This window comes from Terriglobia bacterium (genome assembly GCA_020073185.1).
GTDB lineage: Bacteria > Acidobacteriota > Terriglobia > Terriglobales > Acidobacteriaceae > JAIQGF01.
Genome location: JAIQFT010000054.1, coordinates 1 through 15,541, shown reverse-complemented (window position 1 = coordinate 15,541; position 15,541 = coordinate 1). Strand labels below are relative to the sequence as shown.

The following is a 15,541-nucleotide window of genomic DNA, read 5'->3' as shown; positions in this document are numbered from 1 at the left end:
GAGGTTCATGAGCACCGCTACACAATTCCTTGATCCGGCCCGGTTGTTCAGAACGTGATCTTCATTGCCAACTGAATGCCGCGCGGCCCGCCGCCTCCCAGGAACGGATTGCCGACGCCGACGTCGCCGGTAGCACCCAGCGTCAGGGGACCTCCGCCCACTTCACGATTGCCCCTGATCCCGAACCCGGCCGCGCCCGCATCGGCAATGAAGTTGGGCAAGAACGGGCTGGCGAAATTCGGGTGGTTGAGCACGTTGAAGAACTCGGCGCGAAGCTGCAACACAGCTTTCTCCCCGAGGTTGGTGTCCTTGTGCAGGGCCACGTCCCACTGGCGGAAACTCGGACCGCGCAGGGAATTGCGTCCCAGGTTGCCGAAATGCCGGGTGCCGGCCACGCAATCGGCGACGGTGCCGCTGGCGGCGGCCACGTTCACCGTGCAGGGAATCGCGAAGGCACTCAGGTCGAGGAAGTTGAACGGGTTGCTCTTGTGATACACGATCGGACCGATCACGTCGGGCCGGTCAAAGCCCTCGCCGCTGCCGCTGAAATCATCCTGGAAGTTGTAGTTGAGCTGGAAGGGCTGGCCGCTTTGCAGGGTCAGCGTGCTGTCGAAGCCCCAGCCGTTCTTCAGCCCTTGCAGGCTGCCGCCCATCTTCGGCAGTTGATAGCCGAAGATCCAGGTGAAGCGGTGCGGGACATCGAAGTTCGAGGGACCGTATTCCAAGTTGGGTCGGGTGCTGTCGTTGGGCTGGGCGGCGTTAGGCTCGAAATCCTCTCCGTCGCTAGCGGTATCAAAGGAACGCGACCACACGTAGTTCACGATCGACGTGATGCCCTTCCAGCCGTTCACCCGCAGACTGGCCTGTAAGGAGTTGTAATTCGATTTTGCCGTCGTCTCCTGCTGCAGTATGTAGAAGGCGCCGTACGTGTTGTTACCAAACGGCCGGGGCACGCCGTAGCTGCTGACGCCGTTCGCAAGGTCCGCCGCGGTGATGGCTGCCTGGCTCGGTTGGTTGATATCGCGGAAGCGGAACAGGCGATGGCCCTGCGAGCCCACGTAGCCGATCTGGAAAACCGTCTTGCTGCCAATCTGGTGCTGGATGTTGAAGTTGTAGTTTTCCATGTAAGGAGTGCGGATCTTGCGGTCCACGGAGAAAATGTCGCACTCGAAATTGCACGCGTCGGTCGGCCCGTAAACCGGAACGCCGTTGACGATGGTCGCAGCCGCCCCAGCAGAAAAAATCGGCGCCGGGCCAATCGGGTTGTACGCCGGGCCGGGGGCGAAAAACGGCGGGTAGGGCAGGTGTCCGAGGAAGAAGTCCTGCGAGTAGGCGTCGTAGAACAGGCCGAAGCCGGCGCGTACCACTGTCGTCCCTTTTCCCGTTATGTCCCAGGCAAAGCTGACGCGGGGAGCGAAATTCTTGTGGTCCGGTTCGTAGAGCTGTTTCAGGCCCGGTGATCCCACCTGCGTCAGGGTCACCGTGCCCGCGGCCAGGTCCGTGCTGGTGATGTTGCTCAGCAGGTTGTTCTTCTCTCCGATCACGCCGAAGTAATCCCAGCGCAGGCCGTAGTTGAACATGAAGCGCGGCGTGATGTGGAACCCGTCCTGGATGAACAGCCCGAAGCTGTTTTCGAACGTGTTGCGGCGGGTATTGCCGAGGTACTGGAATCCGCTATCGATGGTGCCGCTGAGGAAGTCGGAGAGTGAGGCAAACTTGAGCCGGCCGCGCGAGTAGCGGTCGAAGAACTGCGACACCGTCGTGCGCCGATACTCGAAGCCGAACTTCACATCGTGCTTGTTGTGTTTCCAGGAAAAATTGTCGAGGGCTTGATAATTGGTGTCCACGCGGCCGCGCGGATCGCCCTGGTTGGCGCCCAGTTGGGAGAAGCCGTTGACCAGCATGATGGGCAGCCCCTGGTCGGGAATCCCCGACCCGACGTTCAGGCCAATCGAACTCGGTTTGAAGGCGCGGTCCTGTGCCAGGAAGTCTTCCACGAAGCGATTCCAGCCAAAGCGCAGTTCGTTCACCTTGTTGGCTGAAAGCACGTGCACGTAGGACAGCGAAATCAACTGCACGCGCGTGGGGGTATCGGTGTTGAAGCCGGGAAGCTGTCCGCCGCCGGCGGTCAGCGCCAGGGGAAAGGACTGCTGGCTGTCGCCGAAGTAATAGCGCCCGGTGAAGAGGTTGGAGGCGTTGAAATTGTGATCGATCTTGCCGATGACGCTGTCCACGCGGTTATTGGACGGAGAGGTCAGCGAAGCATTGGGCGTGCCGCCGCAGCCCGTCTCGCCTGCGATCACGCCGGGGATATTGGGCTTCGGCCACGGATTGCGCGCCAGCAAGCTGGCAATGACGGGGTTGGGAGGCCCATTGGCAGCGATGTCGGCGGCAATCTGCGCCGGATCGGGCACACACGCCAGCGTCACCACGCCCACTTTTTCCCGCTGGCCCTCGTAGTCGGCGAAGAAAAACGTCTTGTTCTTGACGATCGGACCGCCGAGGGAGCCGCCGAATTGGTTGTTATGGAACTGCGCCTTGGGCTGTCCCTTGAAGTTGAAGTAGTTGCGGGCATCCAGCGCGTCATTGCGAAAATACTCGATGAGTGAGCCGTGCAAATTGTTGGTGCCGCTCTTGGTCACGATGTTAATCACCGCGCCGGCATTGCGCCCGTATTCCGGCTCGAAATTGGAGAGCACGCGCAGTTCGGCGACCGCGTCCACCGGCAGAATGGTAGCGGGCGTACCGAACACACCGGCTTCGTTGATGGCCGGGTCGTTGCGGTAGCCGTCGTTCATGTCGGTGCCGTCGAGCAGGAAGTTGTTGGCCCGCCCGCGCGCCCCGTTCATGGAAAAGATTCCGAACGATCCCGGCGAGTCGGTGATCTGGTCCGGGGAACCGGATATCCCCGGCGTCAGGTAGATCAGCTTCTGGTAGTCGCGCCCGTTTACCGGCAGGTCCTTGATCTCGCTGGCGATGTAGGTGCTGCCCATCGTGTTGGTGGTGGTTTCCACCTGCGGAAGCGTCTCGGCGGAGACCTCGACTTTTTCGTTGACCGCCCCCGGCTTGAGTTGCGCATCGACGCGGCGCTCGCTGGCCACGCTCACGTCTACCCGCGTGACCCACGTCTGGAAGCCCGGCTGCGAGACGGTGACCTCATAGGTGCCGATGGGAAGTTCGGGAATGCTGTAGCTGCCATCGGCCGTAGTTTGGGTGGCGCGCTCCAGTCCAGTCCCCGCGTTGCGCGCGGTCACCTTGGCCCCGGAAAGCACCGCCCCCGTGCTGTCGGAAATTGTGCCCAGGATGGTGCCGCGGAAGGTTTGCGCTGTCAGCGTGGCGACTCCGCACAATAGAAACGCGACGGTGAGTCGAAGCCTCATCGTAATCTCCTTAGTCGTTCAAATAAGTAAGGAGCCCGAGAATCGGAAACGGCCCGCCGGGTTTTGCGGCGCCGTCTTGCTCGTCCCGCCCGCCGGGTTGCCGACGGGCATTGTCGCTGGGTGGCGCGGATTATGAGCCGGAAAATCGTCACGGTCAAGTGCAAGCACTACAATATCGCAATACGATATGTAGAGGAGGCCGGGGTGGGAAAAGCAAGGTGGCGGAAGCGTGTCGGAGTCGAACCGACCCTCGGCAGCGCGAAGCTGTCGAGCGCTGGTTTTGAAGTTGAGCCGTTTTTGCGGGCGTGAGCGAGAAAGCGAAGCGTACGAGCGGGAGCCCGCAGGCGAAATCCCGAGCGTCCGCGAGGGAACTTTGGCGGAAGCGTGTCGGAGTCGAACCGACCCTCGGCAGCGCGAAGCTGTCGAGCGCTGGTTTTGAAGACCAGGAGGATCACCGGACCCCATGCGCTTCCGGGCGAGGCTCAAAGGCGTGAACGGCGGCTGCGCTCCTGAGTGTAACGCGGCGAAGCGGAGGCCGACAAACGGCGCCGCAACGTTACGCTGCCTCCCGCCAGGTCTTGCGCGGAACATCCGGATCGTCCCACGCCCGCTCTCCCGCTGTTTCTGAAGCGTTTGGAAAATTCGCGACTCTAATACGCCATATGGCGCACCTTCGACTCCGGTCCGGCCCCGGCTGGGCGTGTGGCGAAGGGTTTTGTGGGCGCTTTCAGCGAGGAGGTATTGGATGCTCAAGATTGGTGATGTCGCTCCGGATTTCGAGGCCCAGACAACGGAAGGGCGCATACGTTTCCATGAATGGATCGGTGATTCCTGGGCGGTGCTGTTCTCTCATCCGAAGGATTTCACGCCGGTATGCACCACGGAACTCGGCTACATGGCCAAGATCAAGCCCGAGTTCGACAAGCGGAACACGAAGATCATCGGGCTCAGCGTGGATCCCGTCGAGAACCACAAGAAGTGGGCCAACGATATCAAGGAAACCCAGGGGCACGCGCCGAACTATCCCATGATCGGCGATACTGACCTGAAGATTTCCAAGCTCTACGGCATGCTGCCTGCCACCGTTGAGGGTTCCTGCGAGGGCCGCACCGCCGCCGACAATCAGACCGTGCGCAACGTCTACGTCGTCGGTCCCGACAAGAAACTGAAACTCATCCTCGTCTATCCCATGACCACCGGGCGCAACTTCGACGAAGTGCTGCGCGTGATCGACTCCCTGCAACTGACGGCGAAATATAAAGTCGCGACGCCGGCGAACTGGAAGCAGGGTGAAGACGTGATCATCTCCGGCTCGGTTTCCGACGACGAGGCGAAGAAGACCTATCCCCAGGGCTGGAAGGCGCCCCGGCCGTATCTCCGCATCGTCCCGCAGCCGAATCCCTCTGAACCGAAGGGATCTGAAAAAAAGTCGGCGTAAGCAGCGCCCATTGAAGTCGCGGATCACGCGGCCTTATCCGGCCGCGTGACCGTGTCTGCAACTTGCGGAAAGCCCCCATGCCCACGACGACCCGCCGGTTTCCGTTTGTCCAGGTGGATGTGTTCACCTCGCGTCCTCTCGCAGGAAATGCGCTCGCCGTCTTTACCGACGCGCGCGGACTGAGCGACGCCGAGATGCAGGCCATAGCGCGGGAAACCAATCTGTGCGAAACCACGTTCGTGATCCCGCGCGACGCGCCCACCGAACGCGAGCGCGGGCATCGTGTCCGCATTTTCACCACCCAGGAAGAGCTTCCCTTCGCGGGACATCCGACGCTGGGCACCGCTGCCGTGCTGCGTGGCGAAAGTGCCGTCGAACGGGTCGAACTCGATCTCAACGTCGGCAAGATTCCGGTGCGCTTCGCCAACGGCGCCGACGGCCTGCTCTTCGGCGAGATGCAGCAGCGTGATCCGGAGTTCGGCCCGCGCCACGCCCGCGAGGATGTCGCCCGCGCCGCCGGCCTGCAAGCCGACGAGATCGCCGACGACGTGCCCATCCAGACCTTTTCCACCGGCTTGCCGTTCACTATCGTGCCGGTTCGCGCGCTGGCGACGATGCGCCGCCTTCACCTCGACCTGACTGTCGCCTCCCAATACCTGGAACGCAGCGGCGGCAAGTTTTTTTACTTTGTCAGCCGGGAGACGGAGGACAAAGCCGCCCGCCTGCACGCGCGCATGATTTTCTACAACGGCGAGGACCCCGCGACCGGCTCCGCAGCGGGGTGCGCGGCCGCCTGGATGGTCGCGCACGGCGTCGCCCAGCCGGAAGAGAGCGCGCTGATCGAGCAGGGAATCGAAATGAAGCGGCCGAGCCGCCTCGTGGTGCGCGCTGCGCGCAACGGTGACCGGGTTGTTAACGTGCGTGTCGGTGGAAATTCTGTGGAGGTAATTCGCGGCGAAGTGTTTCTCTGAAGCGCACGCGCCCGGCCGTGCGGCTGGCGCGGTGTTTCGCGCGCCTCGGCCCAAGGGAAATCTTCTCTAGTTCAAATTTCTATTAGCTTCGTTGCCACTTTACAGCGCGCGCGTCCGCTCGTAGGATGCGCGCACTGTTTTCTTGCGCGCACTTCATTGAGAAAAAATCCTGGAAGCCACCTGCCCAGACGCCGGTGCCACTTCGCGGCCTCCTGCGCGGCTTCCATTTGCGACTTCGGAAAGGTCATGAAGCCTAAGCGGACGATTCTTTGCGTTGACGACAACGAGCAGTCCCTCTCCATCCGCAAGGTCATGCTGGAGACCCGCGGCTATCGCGTGATCACCTGCACCAACGGACTGGACGCGCTGGAGGAATTCAACAAGGGTGGCATTGACCTGGTCCTCAGCGATCTGATCATGCCCGGCCTCGACGGTCACAAGCTGATCGAGGAGATCAAGAAAATCTCGCCGCAAACTCCGACTATCCTGTTCTCCGGGAAGATCAAGATTTACGAGCGCGATATGCGCGCCGACGTCTTTTTGCCCAAAGGGATGTACGCGGCGCTGGAGTTGCTGGAGCGTATTCGACTGCTGCTGATCCGGAAACGCGGTCCCAAGCGTGTTGTCCCGCTTGTGATCCCGCCGAGCGGGCGCTCCGGTGCAACAGCCTCTTAAGCTGACGCCCCGCTTCAACGGGTGGTGAAGTTCCCCTGCTTCGCCGCTCTAATGTGGTTGCTGTGGCCGGAACCTGGGAACCGGATAGCCTTGCCGCAAATCGCTGCTCGGCCTACCATCTAGGTTCACGATGCGCCGCATAGCACTGGAAAATCCGGCGTTTTACATCAATCCCGAGGTTTCCTGGCTGGCGTTTAACCGCCGCGTGCTGGAGGAGGCCGAGGACGAGCGCAACCCGCTGCTGGAGCGTGTCAAGTTCCTCGCCATCACCGCCAACAACCTTGACGAGTTTTTCGAGGTTCGCATTGCCGGCCTGGTGCAGCGCATTGAGGATGGCTACACCGAGGCCGGCGCCGACGGCCTGGCGCCCGCCGAGGAGCGCGACCTGCTGGCGCGTGGATCGCACGAGTTCGTGGACGCCCAGTACCGCTGCTGGAACCTGCAGTTGCTGCCGGCGCTGGCCGAGCACGGGATCCGCGTGCTCGCGCTGCACGATCTCAACCCCGCGCAGCAATCGTTCATCGCCGACTACTGCGAGCGCGAGCTCGACCCCTTGCTCACGCCGGTTACCGTGGATCCGGCGCACCCATTTCCGCGCGTCATCAACAAGGCCCTCTGCCTCGCGTTTCTCCTGAAGCGCCGCCGTCGCGCCGCCACCACTTTGATGGGCGTGGTCACCGTTCCGCGTTCCCTTCCGCGTCTGGTGCGGTTGCCTTCCGAAGAGGGCGCCGACGACTACATTTTCCTTGCTGATCTCGTCGCCTACCACGCCGCCACCATGTACCGCGGCTACGACATCGTGAGCGCGGCGGCGTTCCGCGTCACCCGCAACAGCAACCTCTATTTGCAGGAAGAGGAATCGCGCAGCCTGCTGGAATCGGTCCGCACCGAGCTGCACAACCGCCGCCGCGGCGACGCCGTGCGCCTGGAGATCGAGGCCGGCGCAGACCCAGAAATTATCGAGCGCCTGCGCACCAATTTTGAGCTGGAAAGTTGGCAGGTGTTCCAGACCGACGGCGCCGTCAACCTGTCGCGCCTATTCACGCTCCATGAGCAATCCGACCGGCCCGACCTCAAATTCCGCCCCTTCGTGCCGCGCCAGCTCCATCTCACCGCCAAGTCGCAGGACCTGTTCGAAGAGTTGCGCCGCCACGACCTGCTGCTGCACCACCCCTTCGATTCCTACGACACGGTGGTCGGGTTCATCGAGGCCGCCGCCGCCGATCCGCGCGTGCTCTCCATCAAGCAGACCCTGTACCGCACCAGCGACGATTCGCCGATCATGCGCGCGCTGGAGGAAGCCGCTGCGCGGAAGGAAGTCACGGTGGTGGTGGAACTCAAGGCGCGTTTCGACGAAGCCTCCAACATCCGCTGGGCGCGCCATCTGGAAGACGCTGGCGTACAGGTGTTCCACGGTCTTGTCGGTCTGAAGACGCATTGCAAGCTGGCCCTGCTGGTACGCCGCGATCCGGAAGGCACCACGCGCAGCTATGCCCACCTCGGCACCGGCAATTACAACCACGTGACCTCGCGCCTATACACCGACCTTAGCCTGCTGACCGCCGATCCGCAGATGACTTCGGCCGTTCATGCCGTCTTCAACTTCCTCACCGCCTACGCCGAGCGGAGCGAATACGATCCGCTGCTGGTTGCGCCGCTCGACATCGCGCAGAAGACCATCAACCTGATCGATCGCGAGGCCGACCACGCGCGCCACAAGCGCCCAGCGCGCATCATCGCCAAGATGAACGCGCTCACCGACAACAACATCATCCAGGCGCTCTATCGCGCCTCGCAGGCCGGCGTGCAGGTTGACCTCATCGTGCGCGGCATGTGCTCTTTGGTGCCCGGGGTGCGCGGCGTCAGCGACCGCATCCGCGTGCGCAGCATCGTGGGGCGCTTCCTGGAGCACTCGCGCATCTTTTATTTCTTCAATGACGGCGATGAGGGTGTCTGGGTCGGCAGCGCCGACTGGATGCCGCGCAACCTCTATGATCGCGTCGAGGCGCTGTTCCCGGTGCAGGACGCGCTGCTCTGCCAGCGTCTCAAGCAGGAGATCCTCGCCGCCTATCTCGCCGACACGGTGAAGGCGCGCTTCCTGCAAGCCGACGGGGCCTATGTTCGCGCCGCCGAGTTGCCGCTGCCCGCGCGTCACGCGCTGCAACTGCCGAAAGTCGAATTCTCCGCCCAGGATTTCCTCATGGGATTGGCGGAAGGGCGGCACACGGCGGACAGTGTTCCGAGGTCCCGCAGCCTTTCGTCTCGGCGCCGTCGAATCGGCACGAAGACGATTTCATAATGATTTCATAATGGGGAATCAAGAATCTGGAATGAAGAATGTAGAATCGATGCGAGCCGATTCTTCATCCTGACTTCTTCATTCTTAATTAGAAATGCTAGTTTACTTTCTCCGCCACGCCTCCGCCGGTGACCGCAAGAACGATCCCATCAAGGACGAGAAGCGCCCCCTCGATCGCGAGGGCGTCCAGCAATGCGGCTACGTTGGGCGCGCACTCGCCGTGCTGGAAACGCACGTGGACGTGATCATCTCCAGCTCGCTGAAGCGCGCCACGCAAACCGCGTCGCTGGTCGCCAACGAACTTGCTCACGAGAACAAGATCGAGCTCGATCCCGCACTGCGCCCCGGGGCCACTTTCGCGCAGTTTCGCGACCTGCTTACCCGGCACGGCCGCCAGGAAGCGATCATGGTCGTCGGGCACGCCCCGAATTTGAGCGAGTTCCTCGGGCGGCTCATCGGCGGCGGCAGCCGTGCCGGCATTGATTTGAAGAAGGCGGGTGTGGCGCGCGTCGAGGTCAACCACCACCGCGGCGTGCTCCACTGGTGTCTCACGCCCAAGCTGTTGCGCACCCTGATGCAATCCGCGCACCCGGAGCCTCGCGCCAAGGCCAGCCGGAAATAGGATTGTGCCAGGCGGTCGTCCCTCTGTCCGCTGCAGAAACTGAAACTCTTAGACGATCTCCGCCTCCAGGTCGCGGCCGAATACGGCGCGGAAAAACGCGCGCTCTTTCTTCAATGCCCACAGCTCCAGGTCGGCGCCGGTCGAGCGACGGGCGGAAATCCGCAGCCGCACTAAGCTGTCCCGCGCACGCGCCTGGACGGACGTGACCGCGCGCCGCCGCCCCTGGTTGAGCGCGCGCGCCAGTCGCAGCAGCGCCACCGCCTTGGGCACTTGCTCGCGGCTGTCGGTCTCCAGCGATTTCACCAGCTTGTCGCCCGACGACGGCAGCGCGCTTCCCAGGTAGCGCGTGATCGCCGCCATGACCCGCCGTTGCGCCGCCGTGTAGCCAAGAATTTCCGAATTCGCGATCAGGTAATGGGCGTGGCGGTGCCATCCGGTGCGGTTCACGTAAGCCCCGATCTCGTGCAGGATTGCCGCCCCGGACAACCACTCTTCGTATTCCTGCGGCAGCCGGTGCACCACCTTCAACCCGGCGAACAACTGCATGACCAGTTCGCGCACGTGCTGCGCCTGCTCCATGTCCACGCGATAGCGCTTGGCCATAGCGAGCAGCGCGTCCCATCGCTCCGATTCCAGTTGCCGCGTCTGCTTCGATGCCCGGGTGTAATCGGCCGCCATCTGCGCCAGCAAGCCGTCGCGCAGGCCGAGTTCGGAGTAGCGGTAGCCGCGCAGGTCGCAACTCCGCATCAGCTCCGCGAACACCGCCGCGCCGGCGATGATGATCTCGCCGCGCTTGGTGCCGATGCCGGGAATCTTGATCCGCTCGGCGTAGCTCATCTCGCTCAACTGGTCGGCCATCCGCACCAGGGCTCGCGCCGGCACCCAGTTCTGGTTGCTCGCCGCTTTGACCAGGGTTTTCGCGCTCATGGCCAGCGCCGCCGCTGTCCCGGATGTCGCGATCACCGCCTGCGGCCGCGCCGACGCGATCTTGCGCGCCACCCGTTGCACCTCTTCGGCGATGTAGCTGCGCAGCCGGTGCAGCTCGTAGTCGCGCGGCGGATCGTGGTGGAGAAATTCCTGCGTCAGCCGCAACGCGCCCACCGGCAGGCTGACCGTCTCGCGCAATCGACGGCGCGCCGAGACCGTCAGTTCGCAACTGCCGCCGCCCAGGTCAATCAGCAGCAGCGGTGACGCCGCGACGCGCAGGTGGGTGATGATGCCGAGGTGAATCAGCCGCGCCTCTTCAATGCCCGAGATCACCTCCACGCGCCACCCAGTGCGCATTTGCACCCAGTCAATGAACGCCTGCGCGTTGCGGGCATCGCGCAGCGCGCTGGTGGCGACCACCCGCACCTGTACGTCTCCATGCTGTTGCACGGCTTTGTGAAACCGCCGCAGGACCTTGACAGTACGCGCCATGGCCGAGGGCGCCAACATGGCTGCCTGGAAAACGGATTCGCCGAGGCGCACGACTTCGCGGTCCTCGTACACCATCTGCAATCGTTGGCGCACCAGGCGCGCGACTTCCAGACGTACCGAGTTGGCGCCGATATCAACCGCGGCAAAGGTGGGCATGAGGAAGGGTTCTGCCCAATACAAACGCTAATCAGGCCACGCTCGAAGTTGCCATGCCGACCGAGGCTGCGGATGCCTTGATCGGAGTTGCAGGAGCGGGTGTGTTTGCATCCTTGGTCTCACCCTGCCGCGCGATTCGCCTCCGCCGGCCGCCTTGAGACGGCTTGGGCGCTGCGCGTTTCTCCGCCAGCAGGGCGCGGAACTGCGCCATCAGCGTCCGCCGTGATTCCTGGCAGAGGCCGCGCGCCTCGACAAATTTGGCGTTGGTCACGTTGCGCAGCGCAGCCATCAGGGCGCTGTCCGGGGAATGCGAGAACAGCGACTCCGCAGTTTCCGTCAGCGTCTGCCAGTCGTGCCAGTCGCCGATCGCGTCCTGCACGAGCTTTAACGGTTCCACCACCCGCTTCGCCTGGAGAGTGTTCCCGGCCATCTCGGCGATGTAGCGAATCTGTTTGCAGCGTGTGCGATAGGCGTGCAGGTTCTCGGGCGTCAATGCGCTGACTTGGCGCGAGAGCGTGGAAAACCTTCGCAGCGACGCCGCCACGCCATCGAATTCTTGCGCCGGCGTTACCGGTGTTTTCCGCTCCGGTTTCGCTGCGCTGCTGATCTCCTCCGACCAGCGCTGCAGCCCTTTGCGCAATTTCTGCACGTCCTTGTGATCGAGCGCGTTGACCAGTTCCTGCTCGCGCTCGCTCCGCTTTTCCACCAACGCCTGCATGAGACGCGCCTTGCGCTCTTGCTCGCGCCCGATCATGAGCCTCCGCAGGGCGGCGATCTGGACGTCAATATCGCGCACCCCTCCAGCCCCGCGCCGCAGACATTTCAGTCGCTTTCGCAGCTTGCGTTGCCTGCGGTCGGATTGATCGGCGAGCGTCTCCAGCAGCGCCTCCAGACGGCGCGCGGTGGTGCGGATCAGGTGGACGCGCTCCGCCACCAGTTTGGCATGTGTCTTCCCTAACAACTGGTCCAGTTTGCGCAGAAGTGCGAGCGTTCTTGCGTTATCGACTGCCACGTTCTGTCGTTCCTTCACTGCTTCGTGCGAAAATTTTCGATTCGGCAATTCTTCAATTCGGCAATTCTTAATTCTGCAATTTGATTCGGGTGCATCAACTCAGTCTCTTATCAATTGCGTCCGCGATCGTCTTTACCACCTTGACGCGCGCGTAATGCTTGTTTTCCGCCTCCACCACCGTCCACGGCGCATAGGATGTGCTGGTGTGCAGCAGCATGTCCTCCACCGCTTCCAGGTAGCGGTCCCACTTGGCCCGGTTGCGCCAGTCCTCCTCGGTCAACTTATACGAGCGGAACGGGTCCACCTCGCGGCTCTTGAACCGCCGCAGTTGCTCTTCCTTGCCGATCTGCAGCCAGAACTTGCAGATCACCATCCCAAACGACGCCTGGTGCGCCTCGAATTCATTGATCTCGCGAAACGCCCGCCGCCATTCGTCCTCGTTGCAGAAGCCCTCCACCCGCTCCACCAGCACGCGCCCGTAGTGGCTGCGGTCCCATATGCCGATGTGTCCGGCGCGCGGCAGATGGTACCAGAAACGCCACAAATAATGGTGGGACCTTTCTTCGCCGTGCGGCGCCGCGAACGCCGACACCGTGAAGCCGCGCGGATCCAGCATCTCGGTGACCCGCTTGATGGCGCCCCCCTTGCCGGCCGCGTCCCAGCCTTCGAACAGGCACAGCACCGGCACCTGCCGCTTGAATAGGTCGAACTCCAGTTCGCGCAGCCGCACCTGCGCTTTTCCCACCTGCTGCTGGTACTGCGGTTCCGACATTTTCTTGTTGGCGTTCAGCTTCTCAAGCATGGACCACCTCCGCCTTGGGTTTACCCACCGCTTCGGCGCGTTTCGCCTGAGCCTTCGCCGCCTCCACGGCCGCGTCATCCTGCTGCTTGATGTCGGCGCGCAAGGACTGCATAAACGGCTGCGCTACCGCCGAGCGCGACACCCCCGCCGGAGCTGCCTGCCGCTTTGCCAGCGCCTCTTCGATCCTCCCCACCAGGGTCTGGAACACCTTGACCCGGGCCCAGCGCATGTCGGTCGCTTCCACCACCGTCCACGGCGCGTGCGGCGAATCCGTCTTGGCCAGCGTCTCCTCCACCGCTGCCGTCCATTTGTCGTACTGCCGGTGGTGGCGCTTGTACTCCTTGGTGATCTTCCACTTCAGCATGGGATCGCACAGGCAGGCCCTGAAACGCCTCTTCTGCTCCATCTTGGAGATATGCAACCAGAACTTCAACAGCACTTGGCCATCATCGGCCAGCCAGCGCTCGAACTGGTTGATCTGCTCGTAGGCCTGCTTCCACTCTTGCTTGGCGCATAGCTTGTCGCATCGCTCCACCAGCACCCGGCCGTACCATGAATGGTCGAATACCACCATCTGGCCGTCATTGGGCAGGGCCGTCTGATAGCGCCACAGGAAGTGGTAGCGTTTTTCCAGCGCCGTCGGCGGCGAGCCCGGTTGCACGCGGAAGAGGCGCGGGTCGAGCCGTTCGGTGAGCTTCTTGACGATCTGTCCTTTCCCCGCAGTGTCCCAGCCCTCCAGGCAGATGATCACCGGGACTTCGGCGTCTTTGGCGGCGTACTGCAGACCACGCAGCTTCTCCTGCAAAGCGCCCATGCTTTTCACGTAGGCAGGCTTCGCCAACTTCTTCTTCAGATCAACCGTTTCAAGCATGAAGCCTCCCGAGCGGAGACAGCTAATGACTGGCCCGGATGAGGGGAGTGGGGACAATCTTACTCGAATCTCCCGCGCTTTTCACGTCTCTCCGGTTCTCCAGCGCCGCGTAACTAATTTCCGTCCGGAGCATCCAATGAGCGTGATGCGAATCCTTCTGGCGACCGCAATGTTGTTGCTGGCAATCGGCTTGGCACGTACGGCAGGGCCGGCGACGGAGGCTCGCGTGCCCGTGGTGGTGGAATTGTTTACCTCCGAAGGCTGCTCCAGTTGTCCGCCCGCCGACGCCCTGCTCATGGACCTCGATCTCCGCCAGCCCGTCGCCGGCGCCGAGATCATCGCCCTCGGTGAGCACGTAGACTACTGGAACGATCTCGGGTGGAAAGACCGCTTTTCCTCCGCGCAGTACAGCCAGCGCCAGAGCCGGTACGCCGCGCACTTTCGACTCGATTCGGCGTACACCCCAGAGATGGTGATCAACGGCCGCACCGAGTTCGTTGGCAATGACTCTGCGCGCGCCGCCAAGGCCATCGCCGACGCCGCACGCTCCCCGGCCGCGCCGCCTGCGATTGCAATCGCCGCAACCGGAAATGACGTTGACGTGACCATCACCAACGCCGGTCCCCATTCACGCGATGTTTTCCTCGCCATCACCGAATCGGACCTGAGCACACAGGTCGGAAAGGGCGAAAACCACGGCCGCTTGCTGCGCCACACCGCCGTGGTTCGCGAGCTGCGCAGGATCGGCGCCACCTCCGCCGGCCGGTTTTCGGCCCGGTCTGGACTCAAGCTCAACCCGGAGTGGCGACGCGACCACCTCCACACCGTTATCTTCCTTCAGGATCCCGCCACGCTGGAAATCGCCGGCGCCGCGCAAGCCGCGCTGAGGTAACCACCGCGATTCGCAATTGTCATATTCGTGACCGGCCACGCCAGGATGCTGGACCTCAGGCTGGCGAAGATGACCCCAGTTGGCAATAGATTGGCAGCAGCGGCGGGAACGACGGGCCAAGACACAACGATGAGCGATGAACACCTGACGAGCCCCGGTTTTCCCCTGGGCACCGTCGCTTATATGTCGCCCAAGAAATCGGTTACGGGGCGCTCTGTATGGCTTCCAGAGTGCCAAAGAACTGCCCGAGACTGGCTATCGGGTAGGCGTTGCGCGTCTGGACCGCTGCGCCGTAGCTACCGAACTGAGCAAAATTGGATGTCGAGAAGTACTCGGAAGTGATGTTCCCCCCAAGACCCGTTCCCAAGTAGGAGAGGAGGGCCATCCACTGTTTCAGTTCCTGAGAGCCTGCGCTGGCCGGCGCCGCGTCAATGCGGTTGGCTAGGAGGCCCGGCAAATCAGCGCCGGATAGGACGGCTGGGCCGGTAGCAGATGCGTAGGCAGTGATGTCCGTACCGAATTGGTCCTTGATGGCGCCGAGAAGCAGAATGGCCGACAAATCAACTACCATGCGAGCACGGGCGGAGCTGGGAAGGGCCGTGACGGATCCCGTGTTGGCTCCATCGTTGGCCGCGAAGCCAGATACGGTGTCGATGGCGGCGACCGCCTTTGACACGATGAGCGCACTCAGCGTGTTCGTGCCGGCAGCGCTATCCGCCGCGGCGGCAGCGGCCACCTGACCCAGAACGCCAAGGTTGGCGGCAATCTGCGCACCGTCGGGATTGGTGTCGTTCAGCTTCACCATGGCGGCGGCGTATTGGTTCCCGCCTCCATAGGCACCCAGCAGGGCTGCGCCGCTATCTGAGCCTAGCAGCCCGTGGTGCAAGTCTGGATTCGTGAGCGGAAAGTACTGAAGTATCCACAGGCATAGTTCGTAGAATGTCGCGCATGTCGATGGGGACGCGCAAGCAGCGGGAGAAGCAAGAGGACATCTGGATTGCGCA

12 protein-coding genes and 1 tRNA gene are annotated in these 15,541 nt (G+C 62.8%); 6 read left to right on the top strand and 7 right to left on the bottom strand.

Annotation, left to right across the window (positions count from 1 at the left end; translation table 11 throughout):
* Positions 1-47 precede the first annotated feature (47 nt).
* Positions 48-3,380, bottom strand: a complete 3,333-nt coding sequence (locus LAN64_16395; GenBank protein MBZ5569416.1) for a carboxypeptidase regulatory-like domain-containing protein — start codon at positions 3,378-3,380, stop codon at positions 48-50.
* A 374-nt stretch (positions 3,381-3,754) separates the two neighbouring features.
* Positions 3,755-3,853 (bottom strand) — tRNA-Sec (locus LAN64_16390).
* 272 nt (positions 3,854-4,125) lie between these two features.
* On the opposite strand from LAN64_16390, the gene LAN64_16385 reads away from it, so the two are divergent.
* The 5 genes from LAN64_16385 (at position 4,126) to LAN64_16365 (ending at position 9,385) form a co-directional block, all read left to right on the top strand.
* The gene (locus tag LAN64_16385; protein ID MBZ5569415.1) at positions 4,126-4,818 is read left to right on the top strand and encodes a peroxiredoxin; all 693 of its coding nucleotides are present in this window, start codon (positions 4,126-4,128) and stop codon (positions 4,816-4,818) included.
* Positions 4,819-4,895: 77 nt separating this feature from the next.
* Entirely contained in the window at positions 4,896-5,789 is an 894-nt protein-coding gene (locus LAN64_16380; GenBank protein ID MBZ5569414.1) for a PhzF family phenazine biosynthesis protein, read from the top strand.
* 246 nt (positions 5,790-6,035) lie between these two features.
* A complete protein-coding gene (locus LAN64_16375) occupies positions 6,036-6,464 on the top strand; it encodes a response regulator (GenBank protein ID MBZ5569413.1) in 429 nt (142 codons plus the stop codon).
* A 130-nt stretch (positions 6,465-6,594) separates the two neighbouring features.
* Entirely contained in the window at positions 6,595-8,763 is a 2,169-nt protein-coding gene (gene ppk1, locus LAN64_16370; GenBank protein MBZ5569412.1) for a polyphosphate kinase 1, read from the top strand.
* 94 nt (positions 8,764-8,857) lie between these two features.
* Positions 8,858-9,385, top strand: a complete 528-nt coding sequence (locus LAN64_16365; GenBank protein MBZ5569411.1) for a histidine phosphatase family protein — start codon at positions 8,858-8,860, stop codon at positions 9,383-9,385.
* Between the two features lie 48 nt (positions 9,386-9,433).
* Here the strand turns inward: LAN64_16365 and LAN64_16360 are convergent, their stop codons facing one another.
* The 4 genes from LAN64_16360 to LAN64_16345 form a co-directional block, all read right to left on the bottom strand.
* A complete protein-coding gene (locus LAN64_16360) occupies positions 9,434-10,960 on the bottom strand; it encodes a Ppx/GppA family phosphatase (protein MBZ5569410.1) in 1,527 nt (508 codons plus the stop codon).
* A 31-nt stretch (positions 10,961-10,991) separates the two neighbouring features.
* Positions 10,992-11,972 (bottom strand): CHAD domain-containing protein, encoded by a 981-nt coding sequence (locus LAN64_16355; protein ID MBZ5569409.1) that lies wholly within the window; start codon positions 11,970-11,972, stop codon positions 10,992-10,994.
* A gap of 94 nt (positions 11,973-12,066) precedes the next feature.
* Complete coding sequence (locus LAN64_16350; GenBank protein MBZ5569408.1) at positions 12,067-12,774, bottom strand: hypothetical protein; 708 nt, start codon at positions 12,772-12,774, stop codon at positions 12,067-12,069.
* Positions 12,767-13,645 carry a hypothetical protein gene (locus LAN64_16345; GenBank protein MBZ5569407.1) on the bottom strand — a complete coding sequence of 293 codons (879 nt, stop codon included), beginning with the start codon at positions 13,643-13,645 and terminating at the stop codon, positions 12,767-12,769. Before LAN64_16345 ends, LAN64_16350 begins: the two co-directional genes overlap by 8 nt.
* 136 nt (positions 13,646-13,781) lie before the next feature.
* On the opposite strand from LAN64_16345, the gene LAN64_16340 reads away from it, so the two are divergent.
* Complete coding sequence (locus LAN64_16340; protein ID MBZ5569406.1) at positions 13,782-14,537, top strand: DUF1223 domain-containing protein; 756 nt, start codon at positions 13,782-13,784, stop codon at positions 14,535-14,537.
* 202 nt (positions 14,538-14,739) lie between these two features.
* On the opposite strand, the gene LAN64_16335 is transcribed toward LAN64_16340, so the two are convergent.
* Positions 14,740-15,541: hypothetical protein (locus LAN64_16335; GenBank protein MBZ5569405.1), on the bottom strand; the 802-nt coding region annotated here is incomplete at its 5' end.